This window comes from Enterococcus sp. C102(2024) (assembly GCF_040888205.1).
Classification (GTDB): domain Bacteria; phylum Bacillota; class Bacilli; order Lactobacillales; family Enterococcaceae; genus Enterococcus; species Enterococcus faecalis.
The window spans coordinates 634,335-652,077 of record NZ_JBFOHH010000001.1 but is presented as its reverse complement, the minus strand read 5'-3'; the positions used below and the strand labels follow the sequence as shown (position 1 = coordinate 652,077).

Here is a 17,743-nt window from a genome sequence, read left to right as displayed (position 1 = left end):
ATGACAAAAGTAGCAAAAAAGATTGCCAAAGATTTATTAGATATTGAAGCGGTATTTTTAAACCCTAATGAGCCTTTTACTTGGGCTAGTGGCATAAAAAGCCCGATTTATTGTGATAACCGTATCACGATGAGTTATCCTGCTGTGCGTAAAGAAATTGCAGAAGGCTTAGCGGCAAAAATTAAAGAGACTTTCCCAGAAGTCGAAGTGATTGCTGGGACAGCTACCGCAGGGATTCCACATGCGGCATGGGTAGCCGATATTTTAGGATTACCAATGGTTTATATCCGCAGTAAAGCCAAAGATCACGGCAAAGGGAATCAAATTGAAGGCCGAATTTCTGAAGGACAAAAAATGGTAGTTATCGAGGATTTAATTTCAACCGGCGGTAGCGTGTTAGAAGCGGCAGAAGCGGCGGAACGTGAAGGAGCAACGGTTTTAGGCGTTGCGGCAATCTTCACTTATGAGTTACCCAAAGGAACGGCAAATTTTGCAGATAAACAGATGACGTTACTAACGTTAACCAATTATTCAACTTTAATTGATGCTGCATTAGAAGCAAATTATATCGAAGAAAAAGATGTTACCTTATTACAAGAATGGAAAAAAGATCCTGAAAACTGGGGCAAATAACCGTTGAACTAAAGATGGTTCTTGTCGTCTGATTTTTAGTATCATTTTCAGTAACCAGATTTAACGGTAGGAGAACTTAGGTCATTTGCCGAGGCGCGTAATGATCTAAGTTCTTTTGTTTGACGTAGAAAAGATGTTAGGATAGAGTTTTAACATGAGTTTTACCTGATTACTATGTGGAAATGAAGGAAGAGTGTATGAAAAAAATAAAAAATATGGACGTTGAATGGAGCTATACAGGCAACGATGGACCAGAACATTGGCATACGCTATGTGACTGGTTTGCAGAAGGTGCTAAGTTTGCTTATCAATCGCCAATTGCTTTAGAAAAAGAAAGTGCTGAGACAATAAATTCTCAGATTACGTTTCATTATAAAAAAGAAGAATTCACTGAAAAGGAATTCAAAAATACGTTTCATTTTGTACCACCAAATACGGAAAGTTACGTAATGTTTGAAAATGTTGCGTATCATTTAACCGATATCCATTTTCATATGCCTAGCGAACATTTGCTGTCGGGAAAGCAGTATCCGCTAGAATTCCATTTGGTTCATATGAATGATGCTGGCGAAAATTTAGTTGTCGGTTGCCTGTTTACCATCACAGAGGAAGAAAATCGTTTTTCAGAAGCGAATCATCCGATGGACTGGGAAAACGGCACGCACCAACAATGGTTTAATCCGTCAATCTTTTTACCAGAGGAGCGTCTACACTACCATTATGTAGGCTCGTTAACAACACCGCCAACTAAGGGTCCAGTGAAATGGTTTGTATTTGATACCATTCAAAAAATGGATCAAGCTTTTTTAAATAAGATCAAGGAAGGTATGTTGGCCTTTAACAATCGGCCCCTTCAGCCGTTGAATGGGCGTAAGATTTATTTTTCAAATGATTAGTGTGTGGAGGAAAAAGTGTTGAATATTCAACAAATGAAGTATGTTGCTGCCATAGCTAACAATGGGAGTTTTCGGGAAGCAGCCAAAAAACTATTTATTACACAACCTAGCTTGTCAAATAGTATTCGGGAATTAGAAGAAGAACTAGGAATTTCCCTCTTTTTACGTACCAATAAGGGCGCTTTTTTAACAGAAGAAGGAATGGTTTTTTTAGAACAAGCAGAGAAAGTCTTAGTTCAAATGGAGTTATTGGAAAATCGCTATCGCGAGACAGTGACCAGCGAACGATTCTCCATCTCTTCACAACATTACGATTTTTTAGGTGAGGTAATTGCCAAAGTTCTTAAAAAGTATGGGGATCAATATAAAGATTTTCGTGTCTTTGAAACCACAACCTTAAAAGTAATTGAAGACGTCAAAGGATTTCACAGTGAATTGGGGATTATTTATTTAAATGAACAAAATAGTGTCAGTATTGAACGGTATTTAGAACAAGCTAATCTAGCCTACGAGGTAATTAGTACTTTTAATACACACATTTTTTTAGGAAATCATCATCCTTTAGCCAAGCAAAAAGAAATTCATTTAGAGGAATTAGTTCCCTATCCACAAGTTCGCTTTAATCAAGAAGGAAGCAATTTTTCCTATTTTTCTGAAGATTTAGTTGAAATTCCTGAACAGGAATCGGTCATTCATACTACGGATCGTGGAACCTTGATGAATTTGTTGGTAGAAACCAATGCTTATGCTTCTGGTTCAGGTGTCGTAACGGGTTTTACGAAGAAAGAAATTCGGTTAGTGCCATTGGCGCCAGCTTTGGAAAATCGTATTTGTTTACTCTTTCCCAAAAATCGGGAAATCAGTCCGATTGGTCGCTACTTTATCAAAGAACTAAAAGCGTTGTTTAAAAAAGAGGTAGATACCAAAACGTTTAGCACTAAGGAATAAAAAGAAGAGGTCGGGACAGAAGTGTTTAACTCCGAGAAATAAGAAGGAATTTCCGAAAATTGTTCTTTAATTTTTGGAGAATTTCGGCTTATTTCCGAAGGAGTTGCTTCTGTTCCCGCCGTTTATTAGTTTTTGAGCGTGGAGCCAAAATCCAAAGTGATTTTTGTCCCACGCTCTTCTTTTTTGGCTCATTTTGAAACAGTAGAAATGGTTTCTCTTTCAATTAATGTGACAGGTACTTGAATGTCTTCTATGATTTGAATGTCTTGTTGCATCGTTTGTAATAACACTTCACCAGCTAGTTTTCCCATTTCTTTAAAGTCTTGCGCCATGGTTGTTAATGGCGGTTCGACAAATGCTGCTGCTTGAATATCGTCAAAACCAATAATCGATAATTCTTCTGGCACATGAATACCTAGGTTTTTACAGTTTCGTAAACAATGTAACGCGCTGAAGTCATTATCGCAGACCACGGCTGTGAGTTGGTGCGCCTCAAAATACTGTTTAAAGTTGTGTTCATCTAAGAGATTGGTTTCCGTGATTGCTGTATGGAACGCCAGATTGGCTTCTTTTAAAGCTTGGAGATAACCTAAATAACGTTGCCGAACGGATTGTAGGGCCGGACTTCCTGAAAGGATATATCCAATTTTTGTATGTCCTAAGCCAATTAAGCGTTCGGTTGCTGTTTTACCACCAGCAAAGTTGTCTGATTGAATGGTTGCAAAAGGTAAATCATGGATCTTTTTATCCAAGACAACGACTGGAAAATTCATCAAAGCCAACTCAAACAATAAGTCGAGGTAGTCATTACTAGTAGCAGCATAATAGACAAGCCCGGCAAACTCATTCACAATGTCCGCAGCATTTTTCTCTCTCAAAAAATTAGGCGAGGTCATAAAGACTTCTAAACCAGCTGCTTGAATAGTAGGGGCCAAACCGCTATAGAAATTTCCTACTGATAAATCGTCTGCAAAAGGCAATAAAAAAAGAACTTTATTTAAAGAGGTATGAAGAGGATGCTTTGGTGCTTGAACAAAACTTCCTTTTCCTTGGTGACGTTGGATTACGCCTTGCGTTTCCAACTCAGTTAGCGCTCGTTTGGACGTAATTCTACTGACGTTAAACTGAGCCGATAATTCTTTTTCGGTAGGCACTTGCGCTCCAACAGGCAATCGCCCTGAATCAATTTCATTTTGTAAATAATCAATAATTTGTTGATATAATGGTTGCTTCATTCATTTCACCTCACAATAAGATATATCTTATTTATAGTTTACCATAAATTAATTGGTTTTAAAATGAAAAAAATGATCGAAATCACTAGACAAAGTGAAATGTAAACGCTATAATTCAATTGTGAAATGATATATCAAATTTAAGAGGTGACGAGAATGGTTTATACAGAAGTTCCAAAATCCGTAGCAACATTTATGGAGACAATTACAGAAAAATGCGGTGAAGCACATCAAGATTGGGCAAAAAACTTTCAGGCGGCCTTTGCCAATACTTTACTAACAACAGTGAAACGTCAAGAAGATGGTACTACCTTTTTATTAACAGGCGATATTCCAGCAATGTGGTTGAGAGACTCAACAGCGCAAGTTCGTCCCTATTTAGTGATTGCGAAAGAAGACGAAGACCTTGCTCAAATGATTGCTGGGTTGGTTAAGCGCCAGTTTCGTTATATTTGCATTGATCCTTATGCCAATGCGTTTAATGAAACAGATAATCATGCAGGCCATCAAACTGATAAGACCGAAATGAATGGCTGGATTTGGGAACGGAAATATGAAATTGATTCATTATGTTACCCGGTCCAATTAGCCTATTTACTTTATAAAAATACTGGGATGACCGAACAATTTAATTCAGATTTTGTGGAAGGCGTCAAAAAAATTCTCAACGTTTTCACAACAGAACAAGATCACGCACAGTCACCTTATTTATTTGAACGAGATACGTGGCGTCAAGAAGATACGTTGGTTGAAGCAGGGAAAGGAACACCAGTTGGCAAAACAGGGATGACATGGTCAGGCTTCCGTCCTAGTGATGATGCCTGCCAATATGGTTACTTAGTTCCTTCTAACATGTTTGCAGTCGTAATTTTAGGCTATATTCAAGAAATTTTCTCTGATGTTTTAGAAGATGCTACGATTGTGGCGATTGCTAAAAAATTACAAGAAGAGATTGAAGAAGGCATCCAAACATTTGGACGAACAAAAAATCAAAATAACGAAACGATTTATGCGTATGAAGTGGATGGCTTAGGCAATGCAAGCGTGATGGATGACAGTAATGTTCCCAATTTAGTAGCAGCCCCTTATCTGGGTTATTGTTCAACAGAGGATGAACAATATTTAACAACGCGTCAAACCTTATTAAGTAAAGAAAATCCTTACTTCTATGAAGGCAAATACGCGAAAGGGATTGGTAGCTCGCATACACCAGAAAATTACGTGTGGCCGATTGCTTTAGCAATGGAAGGAATGACAACCAAAGATAAAGCAGAAAAAGAACGAATTTTAGATTTATTAGTTGCCACAGATGCGGGGACTCATTTGATGCATGAAGGTTTTGACGTAGATAATCCTGAAAATTATACAAGAGAATGGTTTTCATGGGCTAATATGATGTTTTGTGAATTAGTTATGGATTATTTTGACATCCGAGTGGAAAAATAGGAGGAAAAGTGATGACAAAGAAAAAAGTCTATATTGTTTCCCATAGTCATTGGGATCGTGAATGGTATCTTCCTTATGAAGAACATCATATGCGCTTAATTGAATTAGTGGATAATGTATTAGATTTAATTGAAAATGATCCAGAGTTTAACAGTTTCCATTTAGATGGACAAACGATTATCTTAGACGACTATTTACAAGTTCGCCCAGAGAAAAAAGAAGCTGTAAAAAAAGCTGTCCAAGCAGGCAAACTAAAAATCGGACCATTTTATATTTTACAAGATGACTTTTTAATTAGCTCTGAATCCAATGTTCGAAACATGCTGATTGGGCATTTAGAAAGTCAAAAATGGGGAGCACCAGTTCAATTAGGTTACTTCCCGGATACATTTGGTAACATGGGTCAAACGCCTCAAATGATGCAATTAGCAAATCTGCCTGCGGCTGCCTTTGGACGTGGGGTGAAACCGATTGGCTTTGATAATCAAGTCTTAGAAAGCGACTATAGCTCACAATATTCTGAAATGTGGTGGGAAGGTCCGGACCAAACCAAAATTTTCGGCTTGCTTTTTGCGAACTGGTATAGTAACGGGAACGAAATTCCTTCAGAAAAAGAAGCGGCAATCGCTTTTTGGAAACAAAAATTGGCTGATGTGGAACGTTACGCTTCCACAAACCATTTATTGATGATGAATGGGGTCGACCACCAACCGGTACAAAGAGATATTACTAAGGCCATCGCTTTAGCCAATGAACTATTCCCAGAATATGAATTTATTCATTCCAATTTCGATGACTATTTGAAAGCTGTTCAAGAGGAGTTACCAGAAGATTTAGGAACAGTAACAGGTGAATTAACGAGTCAAGAAACGGATGGCTGGTACACATTAGCCAATACTTCTTCTGCTCGCGTCTATTTAAAACAGTGGAACACAAAAGTCCAACGCCAATTAGAAAATATCGCAGAACCTTTAGCAGCAATGGCTTACGAAGTAACTGGCGACTACCCACATGACCAATTTGATTATGCTTGGAAAACATTGCTTCAAAACCATCCGCACGATAGTATTTGTGGCTGTTCTGTCGACGAGGTTCACCGAGGCATGATGACTCGCTTTGAAAATGCCAATGATGTCGGGCATTTCTTAGCAGATGAAGCAACACGACAATTAACAGAAGCAATTGATACAAGTGTTTTCCCAGAAAAAGCGCACCCGTTTGTTTTATTTAATACTAGTGGCTATCAGAAAACGGAGGTTGTCACTGTGGAAGTGGAGATTGAACGATTGCCATTTTATACAGGAAAACCTGAAGATCTTTATCATGAATTAAAACAAAAAGCCACCCCAGATTATCAAGTGATTGATCCAACTGGAAAAGCCGTTGCAAGCCGTATTGTCAAAGAAGATGTTCGTTTTGGTTACGATTTACCTAAAGATGCTTTCCGTCAACCGTACATGGCCAAATACTTAACGGTCGAATTATCTGTCAAAGAAATGGCGCCATTCTCTTGGGATAGCTTTGCATTGATTCAAGGAGAAACGAAAGCTTTTGAAGGAAGTCTTTTGGCTCAACCAGCAACAAATGAAATGGAAAACGAATTTATTCAAGTGAAAATTGAAAACAATGGTAGCTTAACCATTGCTGACAAAAAAACAGGAGAAACATTTTCAAAATTGTTAACATTTGAAGATACTGGCGACATTGGGAATGAATATATCTTTTTCAAACCGACCGAAGACCAAGGAATTACAACCGAAAATGTAACGGCTGAAATCACGAATAAAGAAAATTCCCCTGTAAAAGCAAGTTATCAAATTAAACAAACCGTCATGTTACCAGTTGCGGCAGATGAACGATTAGAAGAAGAACAAAAGGCTGTTCGTGAGTTTAGAGAACGCCTTGCACAACGTTCAACGACGCTTCGCCCGTTCGAAATAACGACAGTGGTTACAATGATCAAAGAAAGTAACCAATTGTTCTTTGAAACAACCATTAATAATCAAATCAAAGATCATCGTTTACGCGTGCTTTTCCCAACTGGCATGGTCACAGAAACACACGAAGCGGATAGTATTTATGAAGTCGTGACACGACCAAATCAAGTAAGCGACACATGGGAAAATCCAACAAACCCGCAGCACCAACAAGCGTTTGTGAATGTTCATGACCAAAACAAAGGCGTGACTATCTTCAATGAAGGCTTAAATGAGTATGAAGTCTTAGCAGATGGAACCATTGCGGTCACATTAATTCGTTGTGTTGGCGAACTAGGTGATTGGGGCTATTTTGCGACACCAGAAGCACAATGCCAAGGAGAATATACCTTTAAATATGGTTTGTCATTGCATGGAAAACCAGAAGAACGCTTTGCTACGTATCAACAAGCCTATAGTGCACAAATTCCTTTTACTGCAGCTACTACTGCGCGTCATGAAGGTAAACTAGCACCGAACCATGTCTACTTGACAACGGCAGAAGGACCAATTGGTTGGACAGCCGTTAAACGTCAAGAGCAAACAAATCATTTAGTCGTTCGTGGCTTTAATCTAACAGCGCAAAATATTCCTTGTGAACTTCACAAAGAGACACAACCAGCGACTTGTTTAACAAATGTATTAGAAGAACCGTTGACACCAGCGATAGAAGTTGATGCACCATTACGTCCGTTTGAAATTCGGACATGGCGTTTCGAAAAATAAATAAATAGGAGAACTTTGTTGAAAAGGACAAAGTTCTCCTATTTTCTTTTCTGTCGTTTTTTTGAGATATTTATAATAAAAATCTAGCGAAACAATGAGAAAATCATTCATTTTACGGTCAATTTGTGCTACTATAACGTCAACTGAAGGAGTGAAGCTAAATGGATTTAACCAATCGTTTTAATCGTCAAGTAAATAAAATTGCTGTTTCTTTAATTCGTCAATTTGACGAACAAGTCTCAGGAATTGAAGGTATTTTAAAATTAACGCTAGGAGAGCCGGATTTTAACACACCTGAGCATGTCAAAAAAGCAGCCAAAGAAGCAATTGATGCGAATTTTTCTCATTATACAGGGATGTCTGGTTTATTAGATGTCCGTGAAGCAGCCGCTTATTTTATGAAAGAAAAGTACCATTTGACTTACCAGCCTGCGACAGAAATTTTAGTAACAGTTGGAGCAACAGAAGCGATTTCAGCTTCGTTATTAGCAATTTTAGAACAAGGTGACAAAGTGCTATTGCCAGCACCTATTTACCCAGGGTATGAACCAATTATTACATTGGCGGGGGCGGAACCGGTATATTTGGATACACGAGACAACGATTTTGTCTTGACCCCTGAAATGATTGAAGCGGCAATGGCCGAGCATGGGGAACAAGTCAAAGCAATTATTTTAAATTATCCTAGCAACCCAACTGGTGTCACCTATAACCGCCAAGAGTTGCAAGCAATTGCTGATGTTCTAAAAAAATACGACATTTTTGTGATTAGTGATGAAATTTATAGTGAGTTAACTTATGATGAGAGTCATGTTTCGATTGCTGAAATGTTACGTGACCAAACGATTTTAATTAACGGTTTGTCGAAATCACATGCCATGACAGGCTGGCGGATTGGCTTTATTTTTGCACCAGCGATTTTAACAGCGGAGATCATTAAAGTTCATCAGTATTTAGTTACTGCGGCTGCAACTGTGTCTCAAAAAGCGGCTGTTCGTGCCCTAATCGAAGGAATGCATGATGCTGAAATTATGAAAGAAGAGTATCGGAAACGGCGCGATTTTGTTTATGAACAGATGACTCAATTGGGGTTTGAGGTTGCGCGTCCAAATGGGGCCTTTTATATTTTTGCTAAGATTCCTACTGGTTATGAACAAGATTCTATGAAATTTTGTATTGATTTAGCGCAAAAAGAAGCAGTAGCGTTGATTCCAGGTATTTCTTTTGGCCCAGAAGCAGAAGGATACGTCCGAATTAGTTATGCGTCCGATATGGATAAATTAACAACGGCCATGGAACGAATTGCACATTACATGGCGACACAACGCGTAACGCACTAGCCTTTATAGATTCTTTACACACCTTTACCTTTTATTTACATTTAATTGAAACAGAATTAACAGAGTCTTGGTAGACTAAACTTGTAACTAATTGAAAAGGAAGTGCAAAGATGAAAAAACGTGTAATTGCAGCAACTATGCTGAGTCTAGGGTTATTATTAACTGGGTGCGGAGCTCAAGGAGGCACAACTGAAAAATCCAGCGAAGCGGATAGTAACAAACCAGTTAAAATTGTCGCTGTTGGTTCCACCGCTTTACAACCGTTAGTAGATGCTGCGAAAGATCAATTTACACAAGAACATCCTAATTATACAGTTTCTGTCCAAGGTGGCGGCAGCGGAACAGGACTTTCGCAAGTTGCAGATGGCGCAGTGACCATTGGAAATTCCGATGTGTTTGCCGAAGAGAAAGATGGCGTGGATGCCTCTAAATTAGTCGATCATCGGGTGGCCGTGGTCGGTATGGGACCAGTGGTCAACAAAGAAGTCGGCGTGAAGAATTTAACGAAGCAACAATTGATTGATGTCTTTACTGGCAAAGTCAAAAACTGGAAAGAAGTGGGCGGCAAAGATCAAGAAATCGTCGTAATAAACCGCGCAAACGGAAGTGGCACCCGAGCAACATTTGAAAAATGGGGCTTAGATGGAGCTAAACCAGTTCAATCACAAGAACAAGATTCTTCGGGAACAGTTCGTAAAATTGTTGAACAAACACCAGGAGCAATCAGCTATTTAGCTTTTTCTTATATGGATGATTCCACTGTTGCCTTAAGCATTGATGGTGTTGAACCAAAAGAAGAACACGTGAAAGACAATTCATGGAAAATCTGGTCTTATGAACATATGTATACAAAAGGGGAGCCTAATAAAGAAGTAAAAGCCTTCTTAGACTATATGGTCACCGATGATGTTCAAAAAACAATTGTCAAAGACTTAGGTTATTTAGCCATCACAGACATGCAAGTAGAACGTGATGTAAATGGAAAAGTAACTGAAAAATAAACAAAAAAACTCAGCCAATAAACAGGATTGGCTGAGTTTTTTTAGGCTTCTTTTTTTGTTAAAGGCAAGGTGATTGTAAAAGTGGTCCCTAAGCCTAAGTGACTATCAATGGCGATTTTACCGCCTAATAATTCTGTGTAATTTTGGACAATAGCTAGACCTAGACCGGTGCCACCAGAATGACGGCTACGTGCTTTATCGACACGATAGAACCGTTCAAAGATCCGTTCTTGGTCTTTTTGACTAATGCCAATGCCAGTATCTTGAACAGATAAACGTAATTGCTGATTTTCTATAGCATAAGAAATAGTAATCTGACCATTTTCTTGGGAATACTGAATGGCATTTTCAATTAGATTCTTCACGATTGGATAAAACAATTCGTATTTGGTGAAAAACTGGCTCTCTGGCAGACCATGAACGACTGTTTTCAGCTGTTTTGCTGCCAATTGTTGCTGATAAGAACCGAGAATTTCTGTAATAAATTTTTCTAAAGTAATTTCTTGTTCTGCATAAGGAATTGTCGCGCTGCCCCGAGAAAGTTCTAAAATTTCTTGAATTAATTGTTGCAGACGCTGGGCATCTTTTTGCATGATGTGCAAAAATTGATTAAGGACTTCCGGATCTTCTTTGGCACCGTCTATGAGTGTCTCGGTAAAGCCCAAAAGAGAAGTGACAGGCGTTTTTAATTCATGAGACACGTTTGATACAAAATCTTTTTGCATTTTTTCTAGTTGGCGAACGCGCGTTAAATCATAGGCAATTCCTAACACTTGATAATCATTGGCGCTTTGATCATCCAAGTAACGAAGAGAAAGATCTAATCGTAAAGGTGTTGGTCCTTGTGTCACAGTGATTTCTTGATGTAAACTGTTTTTTTCAGCGACGACTTGATGGATTAAATGAATCAAATCGGCGTCTTGAATCACTTCGAGATAATTGCTTTGCATATTTTTAGCAGAGAGTCCTAACATTTCCTGCATTTTAGGGTTCAACAGACGAAGCCGTCCTTGCGTATCAATGATAAAGACACCAATCATCAACTCATCTAAAAGTTCGTGAAATTGCTCATCCGCAGACGTATACGCTTTATACGTTTGACTTACTTGTTGACTCAGTAGGTTAATAGTTTCGTAAAGTTCATTCCATTCAGAAGATTGCTGGATAATGGATCGATTTTCATCTGGATGTTTAAGCATTCGTTTCAGAATCGGTAAGACAGTCACTAGCGGTTGATTTTTTTGCCGTAACAATAAAAAGATAAACAAGGTAATTAGTAGGAACAAGATGCCAAATGTAAAGATAATATAGCGACGAAAAGATTGAATATTTTTAGAAAATAGCGCGGTTTGTTCCGAAATCCGAATAATGCCAACGATTTCTCCTGATTTTAAAACAGGCGTGGCAACGTACAGAAGTTCTTTATTTAACGTTTTACTCTTTCGTAAAGCTGAACCATAGGTAGCTCCTGATAGAACCGCAGCGATTTCAGGTCGTTTTTTGTGCGACTCTAGCGGTTCATTTTGGCTGCTGTCAAAAAAGACGGTACCATTTTTTTGCAACAAAGTTACCCGTTCTTCTGCATCATCTAACGCATGGGTGACAAGGAGTTGTTGTTGGTTTGTCAGTTGCCCTTTTTCGAAAACGGAAGGGGGCAACTGGTCTGTTAAAAGGGTATTTTTTCTTCTTAAATAGGTTTCTTGCTGAGCAACCATTTCTTTTTGAAAGAAAAAATTGGTCGCTGCAATACTCCCGACAAATAATAAAAGCATGACTGCCGCAACTAAAAAATATTCAATCCGCAGTCTCTTTTTCATCGTTTTGGCTCCTGAAAACGGTAGCCAAAGCCACGGACAGTTACTAAGTAAACGGGCCGTTTGGGATCGGGCTCGATTTTATCACGTAAATGACTAATGTGGACATCGACGATGCGACTTTGTCCAGCGAAGTCATATTGCCAAATTCGTTCCAACAAGGTTTCCCGATTAATGACCCGATCTTTGCGTTTCATGAAGTAAACGAGTAATTCAAATTCTTTCGGTGTTAGCTCAATGGGCTGATTGCGCACAAAGACTTCATAATTTTGTTCATCCACACGAATCTCGCCAATCACAAGCGGAGCTTTAGGTGTGTCCTCTTGAAGCGTTTCGGTCGTGGTAGGTTTTAAACGACGGAAAATAGCTTTCATGCGTGCTAGGACTTCTCTGGGACTAAAAGGTTTTGTTAAATAATCATCTGCCCCAATTTCTAAGCCGATGATTTTATCTACTTGTTCATCTTTGGCAGTTAAAATCAAAATAGGCGTGTCAATTTTTTCTCGACGAAGTGCTTTGGTAATTTCTAAGCCATCCATACCAGGAAGCATTACATCTAAAATTATAAAATCATATTGATTAGACAAAGCTAATTCGAAGCCGTTTTTACCATCTTCGGAAGTAGTCACCTGATAGCCTTCTTTTTCCAAATTAAAGGTTAACAAAGTTAAAATCGATGGTTCATCATCGACGACAAGAACTTTTTTCATTTACATAACTCCTTCAAGAAATTTCTGAAAATAAGTGTATATTTCACTATTGTTAGTTTAACATATTTTTAGAGGAAGAACTTACTTTAAAGTAAGCGAGAATGCTACTTTTGAGAAAAGTCAACTCATGGTATAATAGAGAAATGAAATGAGGAGAAGCGAATGATTGGTATTAGTAGTTGCTTAGGTGGGATTTGTTGCCGTTACGATGGAAAATCTCAAGAACAAGAAGCGTTAAAACAACTTGTAACTAATGGAAAAGCAATAATGATTTGTCCCGAAGTTTTAGGGGAGTTGCCTATTCCACGTCCGCCAGCAGAAATCATTGGCGGGGATGGCTTTGATGTTTGGGCGAATACTGCTTATGTATATACGGATAACGGGGAAGATGTGACTGAGACATTTAAAGCAGGGGCACAACGCGCGTATCAAAAATTAAAAGCCCTACAAATTACAACCTTGATTTTGAAAGAAAAAAGTCCCAGCTGTGGCAGCCAGCTGATTTATGATGGACAATTTTCTGGCATTAAAAAAGCTGGAGTTGGAGTCGCAACTGCTTATTTTATTCAACAAGGAATGACCGTTTATTCTGAAGAAACATGGCAACTTGCGGACATTTCTTTTTAAAAGGTAAAAACTTAGTAAAAAAAGATTGACTATTCCCTATGAAATCGGTAACCTATAAGGGATTGAAGATGGGAGCACGGCTCATGGAAATGGAAAAAACAAACCGCATGAATGCGTTATTTGAATTTTATTCGACATTATTAACGGAAAAGCAGATGAATTATATGGAGCTTTACTATGCTGATGACTTTTCTTTAGGAGAAATTGCGGAAGAATATGAGGTTAGTCGCCAAGCGGTTTATGATAACATTAAACGAACCGAAAAAATTTTAGAAGAATACGAAAAAAAGTTACATCTTTATTCAAACTATGTTGTACGGAAAGAATATCTTGAACAACTACAGCAGTATGTTCAAGAAACTTATCCCAAAGATAGTGAAATCAAAAAATATATTGAACAAATTCAAGAAATAGAGGAATGAAACTATGGCTTTTGAGAGTTTAACAAACCGCCTACAGCAGGCAATGAGTAAAATCCGTCGTAAGGGAAAAGTTTCCGAAGCCGACGTAAAAGAAATGATGCGAGAAATCCGTTTGGCTTTATTAGAAGCCGACGTTAATTTACAAGTGGTCAAAGATTTCACAAAACGTGTCAGAGAACGGGCAGTAGGAGTCGAAGTATTAGAAAGCTTATCACCAGCCCAACAAATTGTAAAAATTGTTGATGAAGAATTAACGAAAACGTTAGGTTCAGAAACGGTTGAACTGAATAAATCTCCAAAAATCCCGACAGTGATTATGATGACAGGGTTACAAGGGGCTGGTAAAACAACTTTTACTGGTAAATTAGCAAAACACTTAATGAAAACTGAAAACGCTCGTCCGCTTTTAATCGCTGGTGACGTTTATCGTCCAGCAGCGATTGATCAGTTGAAGGTTTTAGGTCAACAATTAGAAGTTCCCGTTTTTGATATGGGAACAGATGCTAATCCAGTGGAAATTGTTCGTCAAGGGTTAGCATTAGCAAAAGAAAAGAAAAATGATTATGTCTTAATTGATACGGCCGGCCGTTTACACATTGACGAAGCTTTAATGGACGAATTGAAACAAATTAAAGAGTTGGCTGATCCCAATGAAATTCTGTTAGTTGTTGATGCGATGACGGGGCAAGATGCTGTCAACGTTGCAGATAGTTTTAATGAACAGCTTGGAATTACTGGGGTTGTTATTACCAAAATGGATGGCGATACTCGTGGGGGGGCTGCGCTGTCAATTCGGGCAGTAACGGGTGCTCCGATTAAATTTGTCGGTTCTGGTGAAAAATTAACCGATTTAGAAATTTTCCATCCCGATCGTATGTCGAGTCGTATCCTAGGTATGGGGGACATGTTGACGCTAATTGAAAAAGCGCAACAAGATTACGATGAGAAAAAAGCAGAAGAACTTGCTCAAAAAATGAAAGAAAACAGTTTTGACTTTAACGATTTCATTGAGCAATTGGATCAAGTTATGGGCATGGGACCGATTGAAGACTTATTAAAAATGATCCCTGGAATGAGTAACATGCCTGGTATTGAAAATGTCAAAGTCGATCCAAAAGATGTGGCACGGAAACGGGCGATGGTCTTATCAATGACCCCTGCAGAACGTGAAAATCCTGATCTATTAAATCCTAGTCGCCGCCGCAGAATTGCAGCTGGTTCAGGAAATAGTGTGGTTGAAGTCAATCGTATGATTAAACAATTTAAAGAATCCAAAAAAATGATGCAACAAATGTCCAAAGGGGATATGAACATTCCTGGTATGGATCAAATGTTAGGTGGCGGCGTTAAAGGCAAGCTAGGTAAAATGGCCATGAATCGTATGATGAAGAAAAACAAAAAGAAGAAAAAGAAAAAAAGATAAACAGGCTTTAGTTAATTATTGGAAGAAACAGAAAGTGCGTCATCAGTCTCTTCGACTGATGGCGCACTTTCTGTTTAAGCGTAGTTTTGGATAATTGCGTTTAACGCTTCGGCAAAACCAGCGCCGTGTTGTTCATAATATGACGTAAATCGTTCATCGCCAACATACATAAGGCCTAACCCTTTGTGTGCTTCTGGCGAATAGCTTGACCAAGAGTACATTAACCAATCTTTGTGTAATTGGAAAATTTCTTGCGCAAGTTGGCTAGTCAACTTGGGTGATTTTTGATACATGGCTAACTTAGAAAATAAATCTTTTTCCACGTTCTGCATTGCTTGCATGTCTTTTTCCGTCAAGTTTAAATATTTTTTGTTGGCTTGTTCAATCGTTTCGTTGCCATATTTTTCCCGAATCTCTTTACCATATTTTTCTTCGTTTTCTTGAACTTTTTGTTGTTTGAATGCTTCGAATTTTTGCTGATCTGACATGTTTATCTCTCCTTTGTAATGGTGTAAGGTTTGTTGAACAGAGGCTAAAAGACGATCAATTTCATTGCGCTTTTCCAATAGTTTTTGTTGATGCTCGTATAAAGCCTGTTCAACATTAAAGTCAGGTTGCTCCAAAATTTCTTTAATTTCATCTAGTTTCAGATCCAATTCACGGTAAAAAAGAATTTGTTGCAAACGATTCACCTCGGCTTGCCCGTAAATTCGATAACCAGAAGAATTAATTCTGGCTGGTTGAAGAAGACCAATTTCATCATAATATCGTAACGTCCGTGCACTGACGCCAGATAGTGAAGCCATTTTTTTAATTGTATATTCCATCATTCATTCCTCCTGACAAAATCTATCATAAACCTTTACGTAACGAGAGGGTCAAGCAAAAAAATAAAAAAAGTGAGACAACCTGTAAAAAGTTGCCTCACTTTTTCTCGATTGATTCAATTAGGCAGTTAAGCGATTAAAGAAATCCACGTAAGCATCTACAATTGATTGTAAGAAGCCAACAGTGCCATCAATAATTTTACCATCTTCACCAATTAAGTTCGTAATACCGCCAATATAGGCTTCAGGTTGTTGTAAAGTTGGAACATTTAAGAAGACTAATGATTGTCTTAAATGATGGTTCGCACCAAATCCGCTAATTGCACCTGGTGAAACACTCACCACAAGTCCTGGTTTTTTATCCCAAACGCTTTCGCCATACGGACGTGAACCGACATCCAATGCATTTTTTAAAACAGCTGGTACTGAACGGTTATATTCTGGTGTTACAAACATTACGCCATCTACTTGTTTAACTTCTTCACGGAATGTTGTCCAAGCTTCGGTGGGGGTTCCTTCATCATCCAAATCTTGATTGTATAATTCTAAATCACCTATGTTAATGAAAACAGGTTCGAAATCAGCTGGAAATAAGTCCGCCATTGTTTTTGCTACCAATTTGTTAAATGAATCTTTTCTTAAACTCCCTACAAAAATACCAATTTTTTTTGTCATGTAAATCCCTCCATTTTTCTTTTACTTACTTTATGATAGTACTTTTTCAAAAAAAGCGCAAACGTTTTATCCTTGTACATTGTTGAACTTCGTAACTTCACGTATAATAGCTAGTAAAAGGATGAGTAAAGGAGCAACTGCTTGAATAAAAAAATAAATTGGCGCCGACAGTTAACACAGTTGGAGAAACAAACATTGACTGAATTAAAAAACAAGGAAATGATTAAACAAGGAACTTTTTATAAATTGGAACAAACATTTCCTGAGGAATCAGCTTATACTTATTATGGTTTATACAGGAAGGAACAAACCATTCAAGCATATATCGTAGGGTATTGTTTTGATGGGGAAACCTTGGAAGCGACGATTGTTGCGCCAAATGTAGGACCATTTTTTGAAGAACTTGTTCAAGAACTCGAAAAGCAAGCAGCTTTGTGGGGAATGAAAGAAGTCTTTCTCGTGATGGACGACAAGCAATCTGTTGGCCTGAATTATTTTAATAGACAAGGAATTGTGCCAGCTTTTTCAGAACAGTATCTGGTTTTTCAAAGAGAAACTTACTCACAGGCGTTGGCGAAGCTGACACTTCTCCGACCACAAGTGGCTGATTTGGATTCCTTGGCTAGGTTACTCGAAGGTACGCCTTTGCCGGAGGACCTTCAACGAACACTTATTTATAAAGAAAACAATCAACTTTTAGCCACGCTACGTTTGGATCATTTTGAAAACGAATGGGGGATTTATGGCTTTGTTGTGACAAAAACGCAACGAGGTCGCGGTCTTGGCCGTCAAGTGTTACAGTCTGCGCTCCGAATGATTTTAGAAAATTCAGCTTCAGCGACTATTTTTTTAGAAGTTGAAACAGAAAATCAAGCAGCGCTTCATCTCTATCAAACAGAAGGCTTTCAAGTGAGAAACCAGTACAACTATTATCAAATTTTGTAAAAATTCTTCATTATTTCGTTTGTTTTCCTGCAAATTGGCTAAAAAAATTGAAAAAAAGTAAAGGTGTCAAGAAAAAACTCTTTACAGGTTGTTGTTAAT

The 17,743-nt window shown here is 38.2% G+C and carries 16 protein-coding genes; 11 read left to right on the top strand and 5 right to left on the bottom strand.

Translation table 11 applies throughout. The features are described from left to right. The 3 genes from pyrE (at nucleotide 1) to AB3I34_RS03195 (ending at nucleotide 2,477) form a co-directional block, all read left to right on the top strand. On the top strand, nucleotides 1–633 hold the full coding sequence (gene pyrE / locus AB3I34_RS03205) for an orotate phosphoribosyltransferase (protein WP_002357418.1): 633 nt from the start codon (nucleotides 1–3) through the stop codon (nucleotides 631–633). Nucleotides 634–830: 197 nt separating this feature from the next. Next, nucleotides 831–1,529: a carbonic anhydrase gene (locus AB3I34_RS03200; RefSeq protein WP_002414038.1), complete on the top strand. Its 699-nt coding sequence runs from the start codon at nucleotides 831–833 to the stop codon at nucleotides 1,527–1,529. A gap of 18 nt (nucleotides 1,530–1,547) precedes the next feature. After that, entirely contained in the window at nucleotides 1,548–2,477 is a 930-nt protein-coding gene (locus AB3I34_RS03195) for a LysR family transcriptional regulator (RefSeq protein ID WP_002361904.1), read from the top strand. Between the two features lie 188 nt (nucleotides 2,478–2,665). On the opposite strand, the gene AB3I34_RS03190 is transcribed toward AB3I34_RS03195, so the two are convergent. Beyond that, the gene (locus AB3I34_RS03190; protein WP_002360181.1) at nucleotides 2,666–3,712 is read right to left on the bottom strand and encodes a GntR family transcriptional regulator; all 1,047 of its coding nucleotides are present in this window, start codon (nucleotides 3,710–3,712) and stop codon (nucleotides 2,666–2,668) included. 156 nt (nucleotides 3,713–3,868) lie between these two features. Between AB3I34_RS03190 and AB3I34_RS03185 the strand changes: the two genes are divergently transcribed. From AB3I34_RS03185 to AB3I34_RS03170, 4 genes are all read left to right on the top strand, one after another. Beyond that, entirely contained in the window at nucleotides 3,869–5,158 is a 1,290-nt protein-coding gene (locus AB3I34_RS03185) for a glycoside hydrolase family 125 protein (RefSeq protein ID WP_002357422.1), read from the top strand. An 11-nt stretch (nucleotides 5,159–5,169) separates the two neighbouring features. Then, nucleotides 5,170–7,860, top strand: a complete 2,691-nt coding sequence (locus AB3I34_RS03180) for an alpha-mannosidase (RefSeq protein ID WP_002386853.1) — start codon at nucleotides 5,170–5,172, stop codon at nucleotides 7,858–7,860. A 161-nt stretch (nucleotides 7,861–8,021) separates the two neighbouring features. Further along, nucleotides 8,022–9,200 (top strand): pyridoxal phosphate-dependent aminotransferase, encoded by a 1,179-nt coding sequence (locus AB3I34_RS03175; RefSeq protein WP_002365726.1) that lies wholly within the window; start codon nucleotides 8,022–8,024, stop codon nucleotides 9,198–9,200. A gap of 110 nt (nucleotides 9,201–9,310) precedes the next feature. Continuing rightward, nucleotides 9,311–10,201, top strand: coding sequence for a phosphate ABC transporter substrate-binding protein PstS family protein (locus AB3I34_RS03170; protein WP_002357425.1), 891 nt, complete (start codon nucleotides 9,311–9,313; stop codon nucleotides 10,199–10,201). 41 nt (nucleotides 10,202–10,242) lie between these two features. Here AB3I34_RS03170 and pnpS read toward each other — a convergent pair whose 3' ends face one another. Both pnpS and AB3I34_RS03160 read right to left on the bottom strand, forming a co-directional pair. Beyond that, nucleotides 10,243–12,018 (bottom strand): two-component system histidine kinase PnpS, encoded by a 1,776-nt coding sequence (pnpS, locus tag AB3I34_RS03165; protein WP_002390658.1) that lies wholly within the window; start codon nucleotides 12,016–12,018, stop codon nucleotides 10,243–10,245. Then, complete coding sequence (locus tag AB3I34_RS03160; RefSeq protein WP_002357427.1) at nucleotides 12,015–12,725, bottom strand: response regulator transcription factor; 711 nt, start codon at nucleotides 12,723–12,725, stop codon at nucleotides 12,015–12,017. Before AB3I34_RS03160 ends, pnpS begins: the two co-directional genes overlap by 4 nt. 162 nt (nucleotides 12,726–12,887) lie before the next feature. Between AB3I34_RS03160 and AB3I34_RS03155 the strand changes: the two genes are divergently transcribed. The 3 genes from AB3I34_RS03155 to ffh all read left to right on the top strand — a co-directional run bounded on the left by AB3I34_RS03155 (nucleotide 12,888) and on the right by ffh (nucleotide 15,197). Next, a complete protein-coding gene (locus tag AB3I34_RS03155; protein WP_002369322.1) occupies nucleotides 12,888–13,352 on the top strand; it encodes a DUF523 domain-containing protein in 465 nt (154 codons plus the stop codon). A gap of 83 nt (nucleotides 13,353–13,435) precedes the next feature. Further along, complete coding sequence (locus tag AB3I34_RS03150) at nucleotides 13,436–13,774, top strand: putative DNA-binding protein (RefSeq protein WP_002357429.1); 339 nt, start codon at nucleotides 13,436–13,438, stop codon at nucleotides 13,772–13,774. Between the two features lie 4 nt (nucleotides 13,775–13,778). Next, entirely contained in the window at nucleotides 13,779–15,197 is a 1,419-nt protein-coding gene (ffh, locus tag AB3I34_RS03145) for a signal recognition particle protein (RefSeq protein WP_002361897.1), read from the top strand. Nucleotides 15,198–15,271: 74 nt separating this feature from the next. Here ffh and AB3I34_RS03140 read toward each other — a convergent pair whose 3' ends face one another. Then, the gene (locus AB3I34_RS03140; RefSeq protein WP_002357431.1) at nucleotides 15,272–16,027 is read right to left on the bottom strand and encodes a MerR family transcriptional regulator; all 756 of its coding nucleotides are present in this window, start codon (nucleotides 16,025–16,027) and stop codon (nucleotides 15,272–15,274) included. Between the two features lie 117 nt (nucleotides 16,028–16,144). Continuing rightward, a complete protein-coding gene (locus tag AB3I34_RS03135; protein WP_002357432.1) occupies nucleotides 16,145–16,699 on the bottom strand; it encodes an NADPH-dependent FMN reductase in 555 nt (184 codons plus the stop codon). Between the two features lie 141 nt (nucleotides 16,700–16,840). Here AB3I34_RS03135 and AB3I34_RS03130 point away from each other — a divergent pair, with 141 nt between their 5' ends. Continuing rightward, nucleotides 16,841–17,644: an N-acetyltransferase gene (locus AB3I34_RS03130; protein ID WP_002369325.1), complete on the top strand. Its 804-nt coding sequence runs from the start codon at nucleotides 16,841–16,843 to the stop codon at nucleotides 17,642–17,644. Nucleotides 17,645–17,743: the final 99 nt, after the last annotated feature.